The following is an 18,982-nucleotide window of genomic DNA, read 5'->3' as shown; positions in this document are numbered from 1 at the left end:
GATCAGCGCCGCCTGCACCCCCTGGCGGTTGTCCAGCGGCGGCGAGGCGGCGCGCACCACGGCGCCGTTCTCGACGCGGTAGGCCACCACCTGCCACGCGCCGGGCAGTCCCGGCTCGCGGCGATCGCGCACCAGCAGCAGCCGGCCGTCCTCGAGCTCGACCGGGCTTTGCTGCAGCGCCTCGGGGCGTGCCAGGTTCTCGCAATCGGTCTGGAACTGCCCGTACAGCAGCTTCAGCGCGTCGAGCCGCTGGTCATGGTCGACCAGGCGCTCGCGGCCGCGCGTCATCGCGTCCAGGCCGCGCCAGCCCATCACCGCCATCACCGCCAGCAGCGTGATGGCGACCAGCATCTCGATCAGCGTGAAGCCACGCGCCTCAGAGCAGGTTGCGCGTTTCATTGGGAACGATGGTGACCAGCCAGGCGAGCCTGACCGAGCGGTCCTCGGCGGACGGATAGACCGCGATCTCGACGCGGCGGAAGGCGGGATTCGGGGTCGGCGCGACGGTCTGCTCGCAATAGAGCGCGATACCGCCCTGCGGGCATGGCGCCCCCCGCGTGCCGGGTTCGGGCCAGGTCTTGGTCAGGCGCAGCGCGACCAACTGGTTGTCGGCGCTCCAGCCGGCCAGCATGCGTTGCTGCAGCGAGCCGCCGGCCTCGATCATCGAGCCCATTGCCCGCATCGCGGCGGTCAGCGCGACCGCCAGGATCGTCAGCGCGACGAGTACCTCGATCAGCGTGAAGCCGCGCCGGCGGCTCGGCGTTGCTGCGCGAGCAGCGCGGGCGCGGCGGATGGAGCGGGGCGGAGTCATTGCGCGCTGGCGAAATAGCGGCCGGTGCCGTCGCCGGTTACCTCGACGCGGATGTTGCCGCGTACCAGCACCAGCTGCCGCGGCGCATCGATCCATTCGCGGCCGAACACCAGCCGCGCGCCGGCCTGACCGGCGGCGCCGGCGGTCACCGCGACCTGGTCCAGCGGCAGCCGCCACTGGCCCGGCGCGAACACATCGTCGAGCAGCGGCATCCAGCCCGAAGGCGTGGCCTCCAGAAAGCGCCAGCCCTGCGGGTCGGCCTCCCAGGCCAGCGGCCGGGCGCGCAGCTGCGCCTCTTCCTGCGCGAGCTCGAACAGGCGAGCCACCTTCTGGCCGTCGTCGAGAACGCGGCCGCGCTCATTGGGCGTGGCGTTGATCGCCACCATCGCCACCACGATGCCGGCCAGCACCATCACGACCAGCAGTTCGATCAGCGTGAAGCCGCGCGGCCGCCTGTGCGGCAGCCGCGTGCAACGGGCGCGGTGAGGGCGCCGAGGGTGTTGTGGGCGGTGCGGGCCGGTGGCCATGATGAAGACGGGCGTCGGCCTGCGGCGGGACGCTTAGTCCCAGTTGCCGATATCGGCGTCGTTGCCGTTGCCGCCGGCCTGGCCGTCGGCACCGAAGCTGAACACGTCGATCTCGCCGCGCACGCCGGGGTTCAGGTACTGGTACGGCTGGCCCCAGGGATCGCGCGGCAGCTTTTCCAGATAGCCGCCGCCCTTCCAGTTGTTGGGGATCGGCTCGGTGGTCGGCCGGGTGACCAGCGCCGCCAGTCCCTGCTCGGTGGTCGGATAGCGGCTGTTGTCCAGGCGGTACAGCTTCAGCGCCTGCATGATCGACGAGATGTCCTGGCGGGCCGCGACGATGCGCGCTTCGTCCGGGCGGCTCATGATCTTCGGCACGACCAGTGCCGCCAGCACGCCAAGAATCACGATCACCACCATGATCTCGATCAGCGTGAAGCCGGCACGGCGGCGGCGCAGGCGGGCGGCGCCGGATTGGCTGGTTCGGACGAGGGCGGAGCGGGACGGAGTGTTTCTGCGCATCGGGTTTTCAGGCCTAGGTTGTCGACGGAGTCGAAGCCGGCGCCGCGACCGCGTCGCGCACCGGTGGGATGGTCGCCCAGTATACCCGCGGCTTGTGACGCCTCGGTACCGGACAGGCACCGACATCGCCGCCGTCCTTGCGCGTGGGCCGCCGTCATGCCGGCCGCAAGACAATCGCCATGGCGCTCTGTTACGCTTGCCGCCATCGACAACCTGCGGCGGCCCGTGACGGACCGCCCGACGCGATCTCGTGCCACTGTCCCTGCCATCCGCTTTCCGCTTCGATGCCGGCGCCGCCTGGCTGCCCCGTGTCGCCACGCTACTGCTGTTCGTCGCGCTGTGCGCGCTGGCGACGCGGTGGGCGCTGACGTTCAGCGCGATGGATACGATCCCCGTGCCGAAGACCGCCCGGGTCGCGCAGACCGAGGCGGTCGAGACCGGCGCCATCGCCACGCTGTTCGGCGGCAGTCCGCAGGCCGGCGTACGCGATGTGCAGCTGCTCGGCGTGATCGCCGACCCGGCCGGCGGCGGAGCGGCGGTGGTGTCGATCGACAACGGTCCGCCGAAGGCGCTGCGCGCCGGGGCTGCGCTATCGCCGCAGATCCGGCTGGTCGAGATCCGTGACCGCGCGGTCGTGATCGAACGCAATGGCGCGCGCCAGACCATCGCGTTGCCGGCCCGGCCGCTGGCGGCGCGTGGCACGCCGCCGCGCGCCACGCCGGCGCCGTTGGCCACCCCGCCATCGGGCGCGGCGGCGCCGCTGTCGACGCCGGCCACGCAGCCGGTGCCCGCCGCACCTTCCGCTCCACCTCCCGCCCCACCTGCCGCAGTCGCTCCGCCGGCGTATCAGCCGCCGCCCGCAATGGCGCCGAATCCCGGCATGGCGGGGCAGGTCCCGCCGCCGCAGGTGAATCCCGGCACCAACCCCGGCATCAATCCGGGCATGAACCCCGCGGTGAATCCGGGCATAAATCCCGGCATGAATCCCGGTATGAACCAGGGCGACGACGCGGCGATGATGTCCAAGGGCTGAACGGGCGAAGAGCGACGCGAAGAAGCGGTATCCCGTGCTTCTGTATCGCGTTCGTACCGCGCTGTATTGCTCCGGTATTGCGGCCGTTTACAGCCCCGGGCCGATTCTGTGAGCCGCGTAACATCCTATTAATCCGGCCAACTTCCCGCCATCGTCTGCGTTCTAATCGGTACATGGTCAATCCGACCAGTCGACCGAAACAAGGAAAACAGACATGTCACGAAACACCATCAAGCCGCGCCCTGTTCACCAGTTGCTGGCCGCTTCGGCGGTGTTCCTGGCGATCGGGGGCAGCGCGATCGCGCAGACCCAGGCGCAGGCCCCCGCCACCCAGGGCGTGCCGCAAGCCGCGGCCTCCGCGGCCGAAGCCGGGCCGGCACACAAGGGTCACCGTGCCGACGGCCATCACCACCGTCAGCATCGCCACCACGGCCACCACGGCCATCACGGCGGCATGTCGCTGCGCGCGGCCGATACCGACCGCGACGGCGCCATCTCGAAGGCCGAGGCCGACGCGATGTTCGCCCGCGTCGATGCCAACAAGGACGGCAAGATCGACAAGGATGAAATGCGCGCCTACCACAAGGCCCAGCACGCGCAGCACCGCCAGCAGATGCGCGAGCGCTTCGACGCGCGCTTCAAGGCCGCCGACAAGGACGGCGACGGCGCGCTGAGCAAGCAGGAAGCCGAGGCCGGCATGCCGCGCATGGCGGGCCATTACGACCGTCTCGATGCCAACAAGGACGGCAAGCTGACGCGCGACGAAATCGGCGCCGGCATGCGCCAGGTCCATATGCAGCGGATGGAGCGGATGCAGCGCCACCACCACGGCATCAAGGGTCAGCCGGGCACCCCGGGCAACACCGGCACGCCGCCGACGCAGCCGAACAACCCGGCGGTGCCGTCGACCGAGGGCGGTTGAGCGGTGACTGCCCGGCGTCCCGCGGCAACGCGGTGAGGCCGATACAGCGGCAATAGGCAATGGAAAAGCGCGCGGTCCGGAAGGGCCGCGCGCTTTGTCTTTGCCGTTGGCGCCGCGATACGACACGTCAACGCACAATAAATTGCAACCTTGTGCCTGTCTTGCTAAATTTGCGCAAAAAAATTGCTGACTGTCTTATTGCGGAGCAACAATATCGTGAGCAAGGTGGAGCTGGACAAGATCGACCGCAAGATACTCGAGGTGCTGCAGACCAACGGGCGGTTGACCAATCTCGAAGTCGCGGAGCGCGTCAGCCTGTCGCCGAGCCCGTGCCTGCGGCGCATCCGCCGGCTCGAGGAAATCGGCGTGATCCGGCAGTACGCGGCGCTGCTGGAGCCGGGCAAGATCGGGCTGGGCCTGCTGGCCTATATCAACGTCCGCCTGGAGAAGCACGGTGGGGCGCCCAAGGGCAAGGCCCCGCTGGACCTGTTCCGCGCGGCCATCGCGATCTGGCCCGAGGTCGCCGCCTGCCATGCGATGACCGGCGAGATGGACCTGCTGCTGAAGGTCTACGTCGAGGACATGGACCACTTTGCCCGCTTCATGAAGGACCAGCTGCTGGCCCATCCGGCGGTGATCGACGTGCGTTCGAGCTTCGCGCTCGAATCGATCAAGGACACCACGGCGCTGCCGGTGATCGGCGGCTGAGCCTTGGGCCCGGAGCAGGGGCCCAACGAAAAACGGCGCGCCAGTCGGCGCGCCGTTTTGCTGTGGACCGATGTCGATGCCAATCAGGCCGTGCTCTTCTGCGGCATGATCGAGCGCCAGAAGCGCTGGCCGAAGCGCCGTGCGTCGCGCAGATTGCGGCGCACCACATAGTCCAGGTCCGCGACCTGTTCGTCGATCGCCTCGGTCAGGCGGCTGACGGTGTCCGCCGGCGGCAGTTCCAGATAGGCATCGGCCTCGCCGTACGCGTACTGGACCTTCATGCCGGCCTTCTTGGCGATATGCATCATCGCGGCGTTGCGCGACAGGCAGTGCATGTACAGCGTGCGCACATTCGTGTTGCGGCCGTGGATCGCGGCGCGCTCGAACAGCGCGCTGCCGATGCCGCGCCCGCGCGCGCTCTGCGACACCGACACGCCGAACTCGGCCACGCGGCCCTGGGCGTTGTCGCGCAGATTGGCGAAGTGGCCGACGCCGACCAGCTCGATATGTTCGTCGTAGACGCCGAACACCGTGTCGTGGTCGAAGTCGATGCTGTCGACATAGGCCTCGATCACATGGTCGCCCACCGACTGGCCGAAGCGGAGCAGGCGATCCTCCTCGCCGAGCGCGAGAAAATGCTTCAGCAGGCGCGAGCGATGCTGGGCTGCCAGTTCGCGCACCAGAATGGTCGGACGCTGGGCGGCCTGCGAGGCAGCGGCTGCTTTGCGAAGATCTTCGTCGGTCAGGGCACCGACGGCCTTGCTCAGTTCGAGCGGATTCACTTTCTGTTCCTTGGGCGATTCAGGGTATAAACGTCACATCGCGGCAAGCAGACTTGTCAAAGTAGACCATCCGAATGCGATTTCCTAATGGATGGGGCAAATCCTATCTTGCTGCAACGCGAAAAGTATTGTAGTGCATTTGTCAGTTTGACGTAAGCATGGTGCGTCGCAGAGCGCGCCCTTGCCCCCTTGTATTCTCGCAATCCATTAAAAATCAATCACTTGCTTGCCGATTCAGCAGCCGCGTGGTGTGGAAATGTTGCAACGCCGCAGCGTGCTGCACCGTTCTACGCGACGCGGCCGCCTCGGTATAAGTAAGGTCTGCTTCACATCATGCCCGCCCGACCCATCGTTGTGATCTATGCCAATGCGCGCGCCCGCCGCTCGCATGTGAACCGGCCGCTGGCCGACGCGCTCGCCGCGCTACCCGATGTCGACGTACGGGATCTCTACGCGCGTTATCCCGATTACGACATCGATGTGGTCGCCGAGCAGCGCGCGCTGTCGTGCGCCGACACCGTGGTGCTGCAATTTCCGATGTTCTGGTTCAGCGTCCCGCCGCTGCTGAAGCTGTGGATGGACGAGGTGCTCGAACGCGGCTGGGCCCACGGCCCGGGCGGCACCGCGCTGCGCGGCAAGTCCTGCCTGGTGGTGGCCAGCACGCGTGGGACCGACGAGGGCTATTCACCGGAAGGCGTGCATCGGCATCCGCTGGCCTCGTTCCTGTTGCCGCTGGAGCAGATGGCGCTGGAATGCGGCATGACGTGGCGCGCCCCGATCGCGATTCACGACGCGTACCGGCTGGACAAGTCCGGCGTGCAGCGCGTGATCGCGGAGGTCATGGCCGCGCTCGGCCATGGCGGCGCCGGCGATTCGGCAAACGCGGCGAGCACCGCCGCCAGGCTGGAGCTCGCATGAATCCGCATGATGCGTTGCGCGTGGTGCTGGTGTTTCTGGTCGCCGCGGTGGTCGCCGTGCCGCTGGCGCGCCGTTTCGGGCTGGGCGCGGTGCTTGGCTATCTGCTCGCGGGCGCGGCGATCGGGCCGTGGGCGCTGCGGGTGGTCACCGACGTCGAATCGATCCTGAGCTTTTCCGAATTCGGCGTCGTGCTGATGCTGTTCGTGATCGGCCTGGAGCTGGCGCCCAGCAAGCTGTGGGCGCTGCGCCAGACCATCTTCGGCTATGGCGCGCTGCAGATGGCCGGCTGCGCGCTGCTGATCGGCGCGCTGGCCGCGGCCTTCGGCGCCAGCTGGCAGGTCGCGCTGGTAGCCGGCCTCGGGCTGGCGCTGTCGTCGACCGCGATCGCGCTGGCGACGCTCGGCGAGCGCAATCTGTTCGCCACGCCGGCCGGCAAGGCAAGCTTCGGCATTCTGCTGTTCCAGGACATCGCCGCGATCCCGATGATCGCGCTGCTGCCGATGCTGACGCTGGACGGCCCCCAGCCCGCCGACGGCCAGGCCTGGATCGGTGCCGTCAAGGCGGTGGCGGTGATCGCCGCGGTGGTGGTCGGCGGCCGCTATCTGGTCCGTCCGGCGCTGCGCTTCATCGCCCGCACCGGCATGCGCGAGATGTTCACCGCGTTCGCGCTGCTGCTGGTGGTCGGCATCGCCGCGATGATGGAAGCGGTCGGCATGTCGATGGCGCTCGGCACCTTTCTCGCCGGCGTGCTGCTGGCCGATTCGGAATACCGCCACGCGCTCGAGGCCGACATCGAGCCGTTCAAGGGCTTGCTGCTGGGGCTGTTCTTCATGGCGGTCGGCATGTCGATCGACTTCGGCGTGATGGCGCAGCAGCCGTGGCAGGTGCTGGGGCTGGTCGCCGCCGTGGTCGGCGCCAAGGTGCTGGTGCTGCGGCTGCTGGCGCCGCGCTTCGAGATCGCGCGCGGCCAGCGGCTGCTGTTCGCGCTGCTGATCTCGCAGGCCGGCGAGTTCGCCTTCGTCGTGTTCGGCGTGGCGCGCGCGGCCGGGCTGCTGCCGGCGGACATCGCCGCGCTGCTGGTGCTGGTGGTGGCGCTATCGATGGTGACCACGCCGTTGCTGCTGCTGGCCTACGACCAGATCGTCGCGCCACGGGCCGGCAAGCTGCGCCAGCGGGCGGACGACACCATCGAGCCGCAGGACAACCCGGTGCTGATCGCCGGCTTCGGCCGCTTCGGCCAGATTGTCGGCCGCCTGCTGTATGCGCAGGGCATCGGCGTGACGGTGCTCGACCACGACCCCGATCAGATCGATTTCCTGCGCCAGTTCGGCTTCAAGGTCTTCTATGGCGATGCCACGCGGATGGACCTGCTCGAAGCCGCGGGCGCGGCGAAGGCGAAGATTCTGGTGGTCGCCGTCGACGGCATGGACGAGAGCCTGGCGCTGATCGACCGCGTGCGTCAGCGCTTTCCGCATCTGCGGATCTACGCGCGCGCCCGCCATGTGTCGCACGTCTACCTGCTGAAGGACCGCGGCGTCGAACTGTTCGAGCGCGAGATGTTCGAGGGCTCGTTGATGCTGGGCCGGCGCGTGCTCGAAGGCCTGGGGCTGGACCCGGCCGAGGCCCGCGCGGCGGCGATGAAATTCCGCCGCCACAACATCGCCGCGATCGACCGCTTCTACCCGCACTACACCGATCAGAAGACGATGGTGTCGCTGGCGCGGCAGGCGCGCGACGAGCTCGAGGAGATGTTCAGGCAGGACCGCGAGCAGCGGCGCCGGCGGGAGGAGGCCGAGTGGTCGTGATCCGGTGGTGATCCGGCACCGGGGCGCCGCGCGCCGCCGCCCCGGTTGCGGCCCTGGTTACGACGACAGCTTGAGGCCGACGATGCCGGCCAGCACCAGGCCGGCACTGAACAGCCGCCAGAAGCTGGCCGATTCGCCGAACAGCAGGATGCCGACCGCGAACGAGCCGACCGCGCCGATGCCGGTCCAGACCGCATAGGCGGTGCCGAGCGGCAGTGCGCGCATGGCGAGCGACAGCAGCCAGAAACTGACCACCATCGTCACGATGGTGAAGGCCGATGGCCACAGGCGGGAGAAACCTTCGGAGTATTTGAGGCCGGTGGCCCAGGCGATTTCGGTGAGGCCGGCGAGCAGAACGTAGATCCAGGGCATGATGGGCTGCGATGGTGTCGAGGCATCGGGGCCGTCCCCGGTTGGTCGGGCGCCGCTGGATGGAAGGGATTCGAAGGTGTTCGAACGTGTTTCGAAGGCTTTCCGCGGCGGCGCGGGGTCGTCCCCGGCGCAGGCGGCATTCTATCGCGGCAATGCCGCGATGTCAGGCGCGCCCGTGTCCGGGCAGCCCGCCCGCCAGCAGCTCGATCACCATCTCGGCGAAGTCCGCATAGGACAGCTTGCCGCCCGGCTTGAGCCAGGTGAAGGTCCAGTTGATCATGCCGAACACCGTCATCGTCAGCGCGGTCTGGTTCTCGCGCGTGACCCGCTCCGGATAGGCGCGCCGCAACTGGCGCGAGAACGCCGCGACCACATCGCGCTCGCGCTTCAGGATGATGTCGCGCTGCTCGGGCGCGAGGAACTTGACGTCGTTGATCAGCGCGATATGCCGCGTCTGCGAGGTCTCGTACTCGGCCAGGAAGGCACGGATCAGGTTGGCGAAGCTGTCGCGTTCGCTGTGGCCCTGGCGCTCGGCCTCGGCCTCGACCTCGGTGACGATCAGCATCAGCCGGCGCGTGTAGCGGTCGAGCAGGTCGAACAGGATCGCTTCCTTGCTCTCGTAGTAGTGGTACAGCCGCGCCTTCGAGGTGCCGCAGGCCGCGGCGAGGTCGGCCATCGACGTGCTCGGATAGCTGCTGGCGGCAAACGCCGCCGCGGCCAGCTCGAGGATCTGTTCGCGTTGGGCCTCGAAGTCGGGCGCCTTGGTACGGGCCATCAGGAATCGGCCGTCAGATTGCGCCGCAGCTCGCAGCTTTGCAGCGAATCGGCATTGCCCCGCAGCACCATCTGGCCGGCGCCGATCAGTTCGCGGCAGCGCCAGAACACGAACCAGTCGCTGGCCAGCAGCCCTTCGATCGCGCCCATCACGCTGCCGACCACCTGGGCCGCGGGCGTCCATTCGAGCGGCGCGCGCTCCAGGATCACCTCGTCGACCGTGTGGTAGGCCGCGGGCACCAGCGTATTGCCCTTCCACAGCCGCACGTCGGCGTTTTCCTTGACGTTCTGCTGCCACTCGTAGCCGAGCCGGCCCAGGCGCAGCACCGAGACCGGCGCGATGGTGGAGAAGCGGCGCGCCAGCCGGGCGGCCGGATACATGCCGATCGCGGTCAGATTGCCCTGGGTGGTGCCGTCGAGCTCGCGGCTGTCCATCGCGACCTCGTTGATCCGCTGCGGGCTCTGGTACAGGTGGAACACGACCCGGCGCAGCATCAGCTGGTCGGAGGCGCTCTGGCCGTGCCAGATCGCGACCTCGGGCTCGCTCTGGCGCAGGCCCTGCAGCTGGTCCAGCGCCTGGCGCATCTCGGCGGCGAAGTCGATCTCGCTGTGCGGGGCCACGCGCTGCCAGAAGCCGGAGCGGATCAGGCCGCTGCTGTCCACGTCGGCGATCGGGCCGACGGCCAGGTCGTCGCGCAGCACGACGACGGGGTCCGGACGGGCGGCTTGCGCCAGCGCCTGGCGCAGCGTGTTGCCCGCCATGTCACCGTTGACGACGTGGATGTATTGCATGGCCGTGATTGTATATGGAGAAGACGGCTCAACAGCACCGCGCCTGCCCGGCGGCCAGGACTGGCGCGGTATCCGGGCCAGCGGCGCGCGGCCGTCCGGTCGGGTGTCCGATCGAATGTCCGATTTCAGGCAGCGGCCATTTTAACCATGCATCGCTGGGGGACGGCGGCGGTGCGTGCGCTCGCGCGCAGCGCGGCGCCAACCGGACGCCATCGCGATCGGCCTATCGCTCGTCGTAGCTGACCACCACGCGCTCGGTCAGCGGCCGTGCCTGGCAGGTCAGCACGAAGCCCTTGTCCATCTCCCACGGCTCGAGCGTGTAGTTCTTCTCCATCTCGACCTTGCCCTCCAGCACCTTGGCGCGGCAGGTGCAGCAGACCCCGCCCTTGCAGGCATAGGGCAGGTCCAGACCGGCTGCCAGCGCGGTGTCCAGCACGTTGGCGTCCTGCAGCGGGATGCGCATCGCGTGCTGCTTGCCGTCGAGCACCACCACCAGCTGCGCGGTGCCGGCCTCGTCGGTGGTCACCTTGACGGGCTGGCGGCGCGGCTGGGCCAGCGGCACGCCGAAGCGCTCGGCGTGGATCTTGTGCGGGTCCAGGCCGCCTTCCTTCAGCGCGGCCTCGACGTCGTCGATCATCGAGGCCGGTCCGCAGACGAAGGCCGCGTCGATGTCTTCGACCGGGATCAGCGTCTCGAGGAAGGCCTTCACTCGCGCGCGGTCCAGCCGGCCGTGCAGCAGGTCGACCTCCTGCGGCTGGCGCGACAGCACGTGGTACAGCGTCAGGCGCGACAGATACTGGTTCTTCAGGTCGTCCAGTGCCTCGGCGAAGATGATGCTGTCGACATTGCGGTTGCCGTAGACCAGCGTGAAGCGGCTGTTCGGCTCGACCGCCAGCGTCGTGCGGATCAGCGACATCACCGGCGTGATGCCGCTGCCGGCGGCGAAGGCCACGTAGTGGCGCGCCGCGTCGGGGTCGAGCGGGACATGGAAGCGGCCGTCCGGCGTCATCACGTCGATCGTGTGGCCCGGCACCACCGCGTCGTGCAGGAAGTTCGAGAACAGCCCGTCGTCGACCCGCTTGACCGCGACGCGTAGCTCGCCGCGTTCGTCGTAGTCTTGTACGCCGCAGCAGATCGAGTACGAGCGCCGCACCTGCTCGCCGTCGATCGACGTGCGCAGCGTCAGGAACTGGCCCTGCTTGAAGCGGTAGGCGTCGCGCAGTTCGAGCGGGACCTCGAAGGCGACCGACACGGTGTCGGCGGTTTCGGGGCGGACCTGCGCCACGCGCAGCGGATGGAACTGAGGGGTCATGGCGGCGAGGGACAGTGGGCCGCGGCGCAAGCGGGACGGCCCGCCTGGGTCCAGTGGCTAGTACGGTTTGAAGTAGTCGAACGGTTCGCGGCAGGCGCGGCAGCGGTACAGCGCCTTGCAGGCGGTCGAGCCGAACTGCGACAGCGGCTCCGTGTCTGCGCTGCCGCAGCGCGGGCAGGCCACGTGATCCGCAGCCCGGCCGCCCGTGGCGCGGTGGCGCGGCACGAAGCGCAGCGGCCGGGCCTGCACGCCGTGGTCGGCGCAGCGCGCCGGCGGCGCGATGCCGTAGGCGCGCAGCTTGTCGCGGCCCTCGGCGGTGATCCAGTCGGTGGTCCACGCCGGCGCCAGCACGGTGCGGATCTTCCACGGGCCCAGCTCCGCCCGGTCGAGCGCGCGGCCGATGTCCTCGGCGATCTCCGCCATCGCGGGGCAGCCTGAATAGGTCGGCGTGATCACGATCTCTAGCGCGCCGTCATCGGCCACCGCCACCTCGCGCAGGATGCCCAGGTCGCGGATCGACACCACGGGGATCTCGGGATCGGGCACGGCTTCGAGCACCGTCCACGCGCGGGCCACGCGGGCGGCGTGCGCCGGCGCGTCGGCATCGGCGTACGGCGCATGCACGCGGGTATCGGAGTGGGTCAGCGTGGCTGGCATGGGGTTTGGTCTCGATGCGCGCGGCGTCCGGCGTTACCAGTGCGCGCCGGGATGGGCGCGGGCCAGGCTCTGCATCTGCGCCAGCAGATAGCTCATATGCTCGGAGTGCAGGCCCTGCTTGCCGGTCGACACGAAGGCGGTGGCGGCGGGCAGCGTCAGCGTGGCCTCCGCGACGGTCTGCTCGACGGTGGCCTGCCAGGCGGGCCGCAACTCCGCCGTCGGCACCGCGATGCCCTGCGCTGCCGCTTGCTGCTCGACCGGATCCGCCGCGAAGCATTCGTTCATATAGGGCAGCAGATGGTCCAGCGCGCGCTGGGTGCGCGCGTGCGATTCCTCCGTGCCGTCGCCCAGCCGCACCAGCCAGTCGGCGCCGTGGTGCAGGTGGTAGCGCGCTTCCTTGATCGACTTCGACGCGATCGCCGCCAGGCCGGCATCGCGGCTGGCTTCGAGTGCGCCCCACAGCTCGACCATCAGCGCGCTGTACAGGAAGTTGCGCACGATGGTGACGGCGTAATCCCGGTCCGACGAGGCAGTCCCTGCCAGCGGCCCGCTGTGCGGCAACTCCAGCAGCGTCCAGTTGCGGAATTCGCGCTCGCCCCGCCAGTAGGCGTAGTCGTCCTCGTGGCGGGCCCGGCCGGTCAGTTCGGCCTCCAGTTCGCCGGCGCGCGCATAAAGCAGGCGCGCCTGGCCGATCAGGTCCAGGCTGATATTGGCCAGCGCGATGTCCTCTTCCAGCACCGGGCCGTGGCCGCACCATTCGGCGTTGCGCTGGCCGAGGATCAGCGCGTTGTCGGCGAGCCGCAGCACGTACTGCCATCCGGCGGTGCGCGAGAGCGGCAGGCTCGCCAGCAGCGGCGACGTGGGGGAACTGAGCGTGGCGGTCATGCGCGGCCCTTGTTACATATGGTTGACTTCATCGGGCAGCTGATAGAAGGTCGGATGCCGGTAGATCTTGTCGGCCATCGGGTCGAACAGCTCCGCCTTCTCGTCGGGCACGCTGGCGGTGATCGCCGACGACGGCACCACCCAGATCGACACGCCTTCCTGCCGCCGCGTATAGACGTCGCGCGCCATGCGCAGCGCCTGGTGCGCGTCGGCGGCATGCAGGCTGCCGCAATGCTTGTGTTCGAGGCCCTGCTTGCTGCGGACGAATACTTCCCACAGCGGCCATTCCTTTTGCGTCATCTTGCTGGTCTCCTGTCGGCCGGCTTGCTGGAGCGCTCGGCTCAGGCCGCTGCGCGGGCTTGGGCCGCCTCGCGCCGCGCCACCTTGGCGGCGTGGGCCAGCGCGGCCTCGCGTACCCAGGCGCCGTCCTCGTGCGCCTTGACGCGCGTCGCCAGCCGTTCGCGGTTGCACGGGCCGTCGCCGTTGATGACCCGCCAGAACTCGTCCCAGTCCAGCGGGCTATAGTCATAGTGGCCGCGTTCCTCGTTCCAGCGCAGGCCCGGGTCCGGCAGCGTGACGCCGAGGACCTTGGCCTGCTCGACGGTCGCATCGACGAATTTCTGGCGCAGATCGTCGTTGGAGATCCGCTTGATGCCCCAGGCCATCGTCTGCGCGCTGTTGGTCGACGCCGCATCGGGCGGGCCGAACATCATCAGCACCGGAAACCACCAGCGGTTGACCGCGTCCTGCACCATCTCGCGCTGCGCATCGGTGCCGCGCATCATCGCCAGCAGCGCGTCGAAGCCCTGGCGCTGGTGGAACGACTCTTCCTTGCAGATGCGGATCATCGCCCGGGCGTACGGACCGTAGGAGCAGCGGCACAGCGGGATCTGGTTCATGATCGCCGCGCCGTCAACCAGCCAGCCGATCACGCCGACGTCGGCCCAGGTCAGCGTCGGGTAGTTGAAGATCGACGAGTACTTCGCCTTGCCGCGATGCAGGGCATCGACCATCTCGTCGCGCGAGGTGCCCAGCGTCTCGGCCGCCGAATACAGATAGAGACCGTGGCCGCCTTCGTCCTGCACCTTGGCCAGCAGGATCGCCTTGCGCTTGAGCGACGGCGCGCGCGTGATCCAGTTGCCCTCGGGCAGCATGCCGATGATCTCGGAATGCGCGTGCTGCGAAATCTGGCGGACCAGCGTCTTGCGGTAGGCGGCCGGCATCCAGTCCTGCGGCTCGATCTTGCCGTCCGCGGCCAGGCGCGCGTCGAACGCGGCCTGGGCCTCGGCATCGTCGATGGGGCTGGCGCCTTCGCTGGCCGCGCGCGGCGTGCCGGCCGGCAGCGGCGGTTGGGGCAGATCCAGGCTTTGGGTGTACATGACGCCTCCTCTGGCGGGTCTCGGCCATGCAAGGGCCGAGCGGTAGGAAGCATTATATATAAACCGACCGTTCGGTCAATTAATTGGCGGGCGCCGCAAGGCCGCTCCGATACGGCTTGCGATCAGGATTCGGGAACGAAGCGCACGTGTCCGCTGCGCAGCACGATGTTGCGCGAACGGGTCAGCTCGAACAGCGACTGGGCGATGCTTTCGATGCGCGGCCGGTGGTCGGTGAAGGCGCGTACGAGATCTTCCTCGCGAGGCGAGCGTGCGCCGAAGTGCGACTCGAGCGCTTCGGCGGTAATCGAATAACGGGACGGTTGACCGTTGACGGTGGCGGGACACGACAGCGTCAGGCTGGCTGCGCAGTAAGTGGGGACGCTGCTGGGAAACAGGATCTCAGACATGGCGTGCCTCGGCCGAAAGAGACGGGGGTCACGACCATTCTAGGATATCGGGCGGCACACGCCAGCCGGGCGCCTCGGCGGCCGACGGTTCCGTGCCCGGGTTTGCGCCGCGCCTCCGGGAGCGAGTACCCGCTTACTTCGCGGTATTGCGTCTGCTGCGTTGCAGCAACCGCTCGCCAACGCAGGCGGACAGCTTTCGTCCTCGGCCGCATGATGTGGACGAAAAAAAACCCGCGCAGGTTGTGCGCGGGCTGGAATCCACCGAGGTGGTGGAGGAGACAGACTTCACTATACGCGGCTTGCTGCGACGCACCAAGGTCTGCATACCAAAAAACCCGAAGGCGGCCGCAATCGGCACGATTTTGTTGTGTCGGTGCAACAGTCATCTGTCCCCATGCAGCCACTGCCGTCAATGGAAGAAGAGATAGGCGATGCCAATGGCGGCGACCAGGCCGACCGCGTCGGCGAACAGCGCGCAGCCCAGCGCATGCCGGGTACGGCGCACATTGACGCTGCCGAAATAGACGGCGAGCACATAGAAGGTGGTTTCGGTCGATCCCTGGATGATTGCCGCCAGCTTGCCCTGGAAGGAGTCGACGCCGTAGGTCGTCATCACGTCGACCATCAGGCCGCGGGCGCCGGCGCCGGACAATATCTTCATCAGGCCGACCGGCAGCGCCGGCACGAAGTCGGCGTTCAGTCCGAGGCCCGCGATGCCGGCCGCCAGTGCCTGCATCAGCCAGTCCATGCCGCCGCTGGCGCGGAACAGCCCGATCGCGACCAGGATCGCGACCAGATAAGGAATGATCTGCACCGCCACGCCGAAGCCTTCCTTGGCGCCGTCGACGAAGGCCTCGTAGACGTTGACCCGCCGCACGGCCCCGCACAACAGGAACAGCACGATCAGTCCCAGGATGAAGAGGCTGCCGGCCAGCGCGGTGACGGTGTCGACCTGCGGCGCCGGCGCATGGCGCAGCCACACCGCCAGACCGCCGAGCGCGGCCACGATGGTCAGCAACGTGCCCAGGATCGCGGGTTTGAGCAGATTGAGCCGCTGCGTCCAGGCCACGGCGACCAGGCCGGCCAGGCACGACACGCCCGTTGCCAGCAGCGTCGGCAGGAAGATGTCGGCGGCATTGAAGCCGACCAGCCCTTGCTTCAGCGCGACCGCCTGCCGCATCGCGATCACCGAGGTCGGAATCAGCGTCAGCCCCGCGGTATTGAGCACGATGAACATGATCTGCGCATCGGTCGCGGTGTCGGGCTTGTCGTTCAGCGTCTGCAGCTCGCGCATCGCGTTCAGGCCGAGCGGCGTCGCGGCGTTGTCGAGCCCCAGCATATTGGCCGAAACGTTCATCATCATCGCGCCCTGCGCGGGATGGCCTTGCGGAACCCCGGGGAACAGGTGGCGCAGCACCGGATTGACGACGCGCGCAAAGCCCTGCACCACGCCGCCACGCTCGCCGATCCGCATGATGCCCAGCCACAGCGCCATGATGCCGGCCAGGCTCAGCGAGATTTCGAAGGCGGTGCGGGCGCTGTCGAACAGGCTCGCCAGCATGGCCGGAAAGATGGCGGTATCGCCATGCGCCAGCCGCACGCAGCCGATGGCGAAGGCGGACAGGAAAAAGGACAGCCAGACCAGGTTCAATGCCATGGGCGTGGTGGCAAATAACGGCGCACGGGGCAGAGCGGGGGCGCGGCCCGCAGGACGAGCCGCAAGGACGGGCGCGTGTCGCGCAAGGCGCCTATCATAGCGCGCCGCTTGCTGCGGCCTGTGGCGTGGCGGCCTCGTCAGTCGGTTGCTGGTTGGGCACCCTGGGCCAGAGCCGCGCCCCGCTTGGCCAGCAGCTTGCGCAGGATCGAGCGATGGCAGCGCTGTTCGTCCTCGCAATAGCAGCCGATCGCGAAATCGGTCTGGTGTGACAGCGCGGCCAGCAGGTCGAGCGTGCGGCTGGCCTCGGGCTCCGCCATCTCAGCCTGGAAGCGCCGCTCGAAATGGCGCCAGGCCTTGTCGTCCTGCTCATGCTGGGCGTGCTTGGCCTCGGCAACCAGTTCGGGGGACGGTGACAGCAGCGGGAACCAGACATCGTAGAAGTCCCGGCTCGCGTATTCGCTGCGCGGCACGCCCCGAGGTGGCCTGCGTACCGTGCCGATGCGCAAGCCCTCGCCGGCGCTGCGTGGGGTTCCGAGCCTGACGATGTGGACGGCCATGGCGGGCGCTCCTGTCTTGGCGATGCGTGCGGTGTAGGCAAACGGCCGGCGCGGCGGCGCGCAATGAATACCCGCCCGCCGCCACGGCATCGACGAAGCGTCAGGCGGTTGCCGCCGGCTCCAGCCCCAGTTCCCGAATCATGGTCTCCCGCATCACGAACTTCTGCACCTTGCCGGTGACCGTCATCGGCATGTCGTCGACGAAACGAACATAACGCGGGATCTTGTAGTGGGCAATCTGATCCCGGCAGAACTCCCGGATCTCGTCCTCGGTGGCGCTCTGCCCGGGTTTGAGCACGATCCACGCGCACAGCTCCTCGCCATACTTCGGATCGGGCACGCCGAACACCTGCACCGCCTGCACCTTCGGATGGCGGAACAGGAATTCCTCGATCTCGCGCGGATACAGGTTCTCGCCGCCGCGGATCACCATGTCCTTGACCCGGCCGACGATATTGCAATAGCCCTGCTCGTCGATCGTCGCCAGGTCGCCGGTATGCATCCAGCCGTCGCGAATCGCCTCGCGCGTGCGCGCGTCGTCCTCCCAATAGCCCAGCATCACCGAATAGCCGCGGGTGCACAGCTCGCCGGTGGCCCCGACCGGCACGACCTGTCCAGTTTCGTCGACGATCTTGCACTGCAGATGCGGCTGTACCCGGCCGACCGTCGCCACGCGCTTTTCCAGCGGATCATCGGTCGCGCTCTGGAAGGAGACCGGGCTGGTCTCCGTCATGCCGTAGGCAATGGTGACTTCGGCCATATGCATGTCCTTGACCACGCGCTTCATCACCTCGATCGGGCACGGCGCGCCGGCCATGATGCCGGTGCGCAGCGAGGTGAAGTCGAATTTCGTGAAGTCGGGGTGGTCCAGCTGGGCGATGAACATCGTCGGCACGCCGTGCAGCGCGGTGCAGCGTTCCTCGTGCACGGCCTGCATGGTCGCCAGCGGGTCGAAGGCTTCGCCGGGGAAGATCATGCGCGCGCCGACGCTGACGCAGGCCAGCACCGACAGGACCATGCCGAAGCAGTGGTACAGCGGCACCGGGATGCACAGCGAATCGCGCTCGGTCAGACGCATCGCCATCGCCACGAAGCGGCCGTTGTTCACCACGTTGTGGTGCGTCAGCGTGGCGCCCTTGGGGTTGCCGGTGGTCCCGCTGGTGAACTGGATATTGATCGGGTCGTGCGGCGCGAGCGCCGAACCGATGGCGTCCAGCCGGGCGGTATCGGGCGTGCACAGCACTTGGGCATAGCGGACCATGCCGGCGGTGTCTTCCTCGCCCATGCGCACCACCCATTGCAGCGCGGGCAGCCGTGCCGCGCGCAGTGTGCCCGGCTGGCAGTCGGCCAGTTCCGGCGCCAGCTTCTGCAGCATCTCGATATAGTTGCTCGTCTTGAAGCGCGCGGCGGTGATCAGCATCCGGACGCCGGCCTTGTTCAGCGCGTACTCGAGCTCGGCCAGCCGGTAGGCCGGATTGATATTGACCAGGATCGCGCCGATGCGGGCGGTGGCGAATTGGGTCACCAGCCACTCCTGCCGGTTCGGCGACCAGATGCCGACGCGGTCGCCGCGCGCGATGCCGCGCTGCAGCAGGCCGGTGGCGAGGCGGTCGACCTGCTCGCTGAACTGGCGCCAGGTCCAGCGGATGCCTTGCTCACGGAAGACGACCGCCTCCCCGTCGGGGTGGGCTGCCACGGTGGCGGTCAGCAATTCGGCGATGGTCTGGTCCGACAGCGGCACATCGGTGGCGCCAGCGACCAGCGACAGGCCGGCGTTCGGGATCAGCGTCATGGTTGTCTCCTTCGACTGATTGACTGGATCGTAGTCAGTGAGGTTCTTATAGATATGGGCCGCCAGCTTAGGCCAAGCGTTCCAGCGATGCTGTCACCGGTGCGACATTTGTCGTCTTTGGTGCACTTCAAGGCCGAATTCGGGTTTCTACTTAATTTGCTTGCCTTTCGCTGCGCCGTCCCTTAATATTCGCCCCCTCGCAGCCGAACGGCGGCGGGGTTGACGGGGAAGGCGAAGGCGCTGCGATGCTGGAGCGGCAGCAAAAAAGTGCTGACAACCTGTTGACGAGAAGCGAAAAGTTCTGCATAATCTCGTTTCTCTGCTGCTGACAACGCAGCGACGCGAACGGCAAAGCCGGCGCGTGAGTTCTTTA

23 protein-coding genes are annotated in these 18,982 nt (G+C 68.1%); 5 read left to right on the top strand and 18 right to left on the bottom strand.

All coding sequences use genetic code 11. The annotated features are described in order from the left end of the window. The 4 genes from LRR16_RS24455 to gspG all read right to left on the bottom strand — a co-directional run. The coding region (locus LRR16_RS24455; protein ID WP_304524553.1) for a type II secretion system protein J at positions 1 to 399 on the bottom strand (399 nt) is incomplete at its 3' end. Further along, entirely contained in the window at positions 377 to 811 is a 435-nt protein-coding gene (gene gspI / locus LRR16_RS24180; RefSeq protein WP_232207335.1) for a type II secretion system minor pseudopilin GspI, read from the bottom strand. The genes LRR16_RS24455 and gspI, both read right to left, overlap by 23 nt. Further along, positions 808 to 1,338 carry a GspH/FimT family pseudopilin gene (locus tag LRR16_RS24175; protein ID WP_232207334.1) on the bottom strand — a complete coding sequence of 177 codons (531 nt, stop codon included), beginning with the start codon at positions 1,336 to 1,338 and terminating at the stop codon, positions 808 to 810. Before LRR16_RS24175 ends, gspI begins: the two co-directional genes overlap by 4 nt. A 33-nt stretch (positions 1,339 to 1,371) precedes the next feature. Next, positions 1,372 to 1,857, bottom strand: coding sequence for a type II secretion system major pseudopilin GspG (gene gspG / locus LRR16_RS24170; protein ID WP_006580210.1), 486 nt, complete (start codon positions 1,855 to 1,857; stop codon positions 1,372 to 1,374). Positions 1,858 to 2,107: 250 nt separating this feature from the next. On the opposite strand from gspG, the gene LRR16_RS24165 reads away from it, so the two are divergent. The 3 genes from LRR16_RS24165 (at position 2,108) to LRR16_RS24155 (ending at position 4,520) form a co-directional block, all read left to right on the top strand. After that, on the top strand, positions 2,108 to 2,890 hold the full coding sequence (locus LRR16_RS24165) for a type II secretion system protein N (protein ID WP_064574626.1): 783 nt from the start codon (positions 2,108 to 2,110) through the stop codon (positions 2,888 to 2,890). A gap of 214 nt (positions 2,891 to 3,104) precedes the next feature. Further along, the gene (locus LRR16_RS24160) at positions 3,105 to 3,812 is read left to right on the top strand and encodes an EF-hand domain-containing protein (RefSeq protein WP_232207333.1); all 708 of its coding nucleotides are present in this window, start codon (positions 3,105 to 3,107) and stop codon (positions 3,810 to 3,812) included. Between the two features lie 216 nt (positions 3,813 to 4,028). After that, positions 4,029 to 4,520, top strand: a complete 492-nt coding sequence (locus tag LRR16_RS24155) for an Lrp/AsnC family transcriptional regulator (protein ID WP_006578900.1) — start codon at positions 4,029 to 4,031, stop codon at positions 4,518 to 4,520. Positions 4,521 to 4,603: 83 nt separating this feature from the next. Here LRR16_RS24155 and LRR16_RS24150 read toward each other — a convergent pair whose 3' ends face one another. After that, entirely contained in the window at positions 4,604 to 5,302 is a 699-nt protein-coding gene (locus LRR16_RS24150; RefSeq protein ID WP_006578901.1) for a GNAT family N-acetyltransferase, read from the bottom strand. Between the two features lie 333 nt (positions 5,303 to 5,635). Between LRR16_RS24150 and LRR16_RS24145 the strand changes: the two genes are divergently transcribed. Beyond that, positions 5,636 to 6,220, top strand: a complete 585-nt coding sequence (locus LRR16_RS24145; RefSeq protein ID WP_232207332.1) for an NAD(P)H-dependent oxidoreductase — start codon at positions 5,636 to 5,638, stop codon at positions 6,218 to 6,220. Then, positions 6,217 to 8,025 carry a glutathione-regulated potassium-efflux system protein KefC gene (gene kefC, locus LRR16_RS24140; RefSeq protein ID WP_006578903.1) on the top strand — a complete coding sequence of 603 codons (1,809 nt, stop codon included), beginning with the start codon at positions 6,217 to 6,219 and terminating at the stop codon, positions 8,023 to 8,025. Before LRR16_RS24145 ends, kefC begins: the two co-directional genes overlap by 4 nt. A gap of 57 nt (positions 8,026 to 8,082) precedes the next feature. Here kefC and sugE read toward each other — a convergent pair whose 3' ends face one another. The 13 genes from sugE to LRR16_RS24075 form a co-directional block, all read right to left on the bottom strand. Then, entirely contained in the window at positions 8,083 to 8,397 is a 315-nt protein-coding gene (sugE, locus tag LRR16_RS24135) for a quaternary ammonium compound efflux SMR transporter SugE (RefSeq protein WP_006578904.1), read from the bottom strand. A gap of 163 nt (positions 8,398 to 8,560) precedes the next feature. Beyond that, positions 8,561 to 9,172: a TetR/AcrR family transcriptional regulator gene (locus LRR16_RS24130; protein WP_006578905.1), complete on the bottom strand. Its 612-nt coding sequence runs from the start codon at positions 9,170 to 9,172 to the stop codon at positions 8,561 to 8,563. Beyond that, positions 9,172 to 9,963, bottom strand: a complete 792-nt coding sequence (locus LRR16_RS24125; RefSeq protein ID WP_006578906.1) for a DUF1835 domain-containing protein — start codon at positions 9,961 to 9,963, stop codon at positions 9,172 to 9,174. The genes LRR16_RS24130 and LRR16_RS24125 overlap by 1 nt, the downstream gene beginning before the upstream one ends. Positions 9,964 to 10,186: 223 nt before the next feature. Beyond that, positions 10,187 to 11,275 (bottom strand): 1,2-phenylacetyl-CoA epoxidase subunit PaaE, encoded by a 1,089-nt coding sequence (gene paaE / locus LRR16_RS24120; protein WP_232207331.1) that lies wholly within the window; start codon positions 11,273 to 11,275, stop codon positions 10,187 to 10,189. 57 nt (positions 11,276 to 11,332) lie between these two features. Continuing rightward, the gene (paaD, locus tag LRR16_RS24115; RefSeq protein ID WP_232207330.1) at positions 11,333 to 11,932 is read right to left on the bottom strand and encodes a 1,2-phenylacetyl-CoA epoxidase subunit PaaD; all 600 of its coding nucleotides are present in this window, start codon (positions 11,930 to 11,932) and stop codon (positions 11,333 to 11,335) included. Between the two features lie 33 nt (positions 11,933 to 11,965). Further along, positions 11,966 to 12,817 (bottom strand): 1,2-phenylacetyl-CoA epoxidase subunit PaaC, encoded by an 852-nt coding sequence (gene paaC / locus LRR16_RS24110; RefSeq protein ID WP_006579223.1) that lies wholly within the window; start codon positions 12,815 to 12,817, stop codon positions 11,966 to 11,968. Between the two features lie 12 nt (positions 12,818 to 12,829). Then, a complete protein-coding gene (gene paaB, locus LRR16_RS24105; RefSeq protein WP_006579224.1) occupies positions 12,830 to 13,117 on the bottom strand; it encodes a 1,2-phenylacetyl-CoA epoxidase subunit PaaB in 288 nt (95 codons plus the stop codon). Positions 13,118 to 13,158: 41 nt separating this feature from the next. Beyond that, complete coding sequence (gene paaA, locus LRR16_RS24100; RefSeq protein WP_006579225.1) at positions 13,159 to 14,196, bottom strand: 1,2-phenylacetyl-CoA epoxidase subunit PaaA; 1,038 nt, start codon at positions 14,194 to 14,196, stop codon at positions 13,159 to 13,161. Between the two features lie 122 nt (positions 14,197 to 14,318). Next, a complete protein-coding gene (locus LRR16_RS24095; protein WP_006579226.1) occupies positions 14,319 to 14,603 on the bottom strand; it encodes a DUF1488 domain-containing protein in 285 nt (94 codons plus the stop codon). A gap of 409 nt (positions 14,604 to 15,012) precedes the next feature. Then, positions 15,013 to 16,260, bottom strand: a complete 1,248-nt coding sequence (locus tag LRR16_RS24090) for a nucleoside recognition domain-containing protein (protein ID WP_232207329.1) — start codon at positions 16,258 to 16,260, stop codon at positions 15,013 to 15,015. A gap of 137 nt (positions 16,261 to 16,397) precedes the next feature. Then, a complete protein-coding gene (locus tag LRR16_RS24085) occupies positions 16,398 to 16,817 on the bottom strand; it encodes a DUF488 domain-containing protein (protein ID WP_064574607.1) in 420 nt (139 codons plus the stop codon). Between the two features lie 100 nt (positions 16,818 to 16,917). After that, positions 16,918 to 18,609 carry an AMP-binding protein gene (locus LRR16_RS24080; RefSeq protein WP_232207328.1) on the bottom strand — a complete coding sequence of 564 codons (1,692 nt, stop codon included), beginning with the start codon at positions 18,607 to 18,609 and terminating at the stop codon, positions 16,918 to 16,920. Between the two features lie 182 nt (positions 18,610 to 18,791). Further along, positions 18,792 to 18,982 (bottom strand): hypothetical protein (locus LRR16_RS24075; RefSeq protein ID WP_232207327.1); only part of this gene is annotated, 191 nt, incomplete at its 5' end.

Origin of the sequence: Cupriavidus sp. UGS-1 (genome assembly GCF_021213615.1) — a bacterium.
Classification (GTDB): domain Bacteria; phylum Pseudomonadota; class Gammaproteobacteria; order Burkholderiales; family Burkholderiaceae; genus Cupriavidus.
Note: the sequence above shows the minus strand (reverse complement) of the source record. Positions and strands in the feature narration are given on the sequence as shown.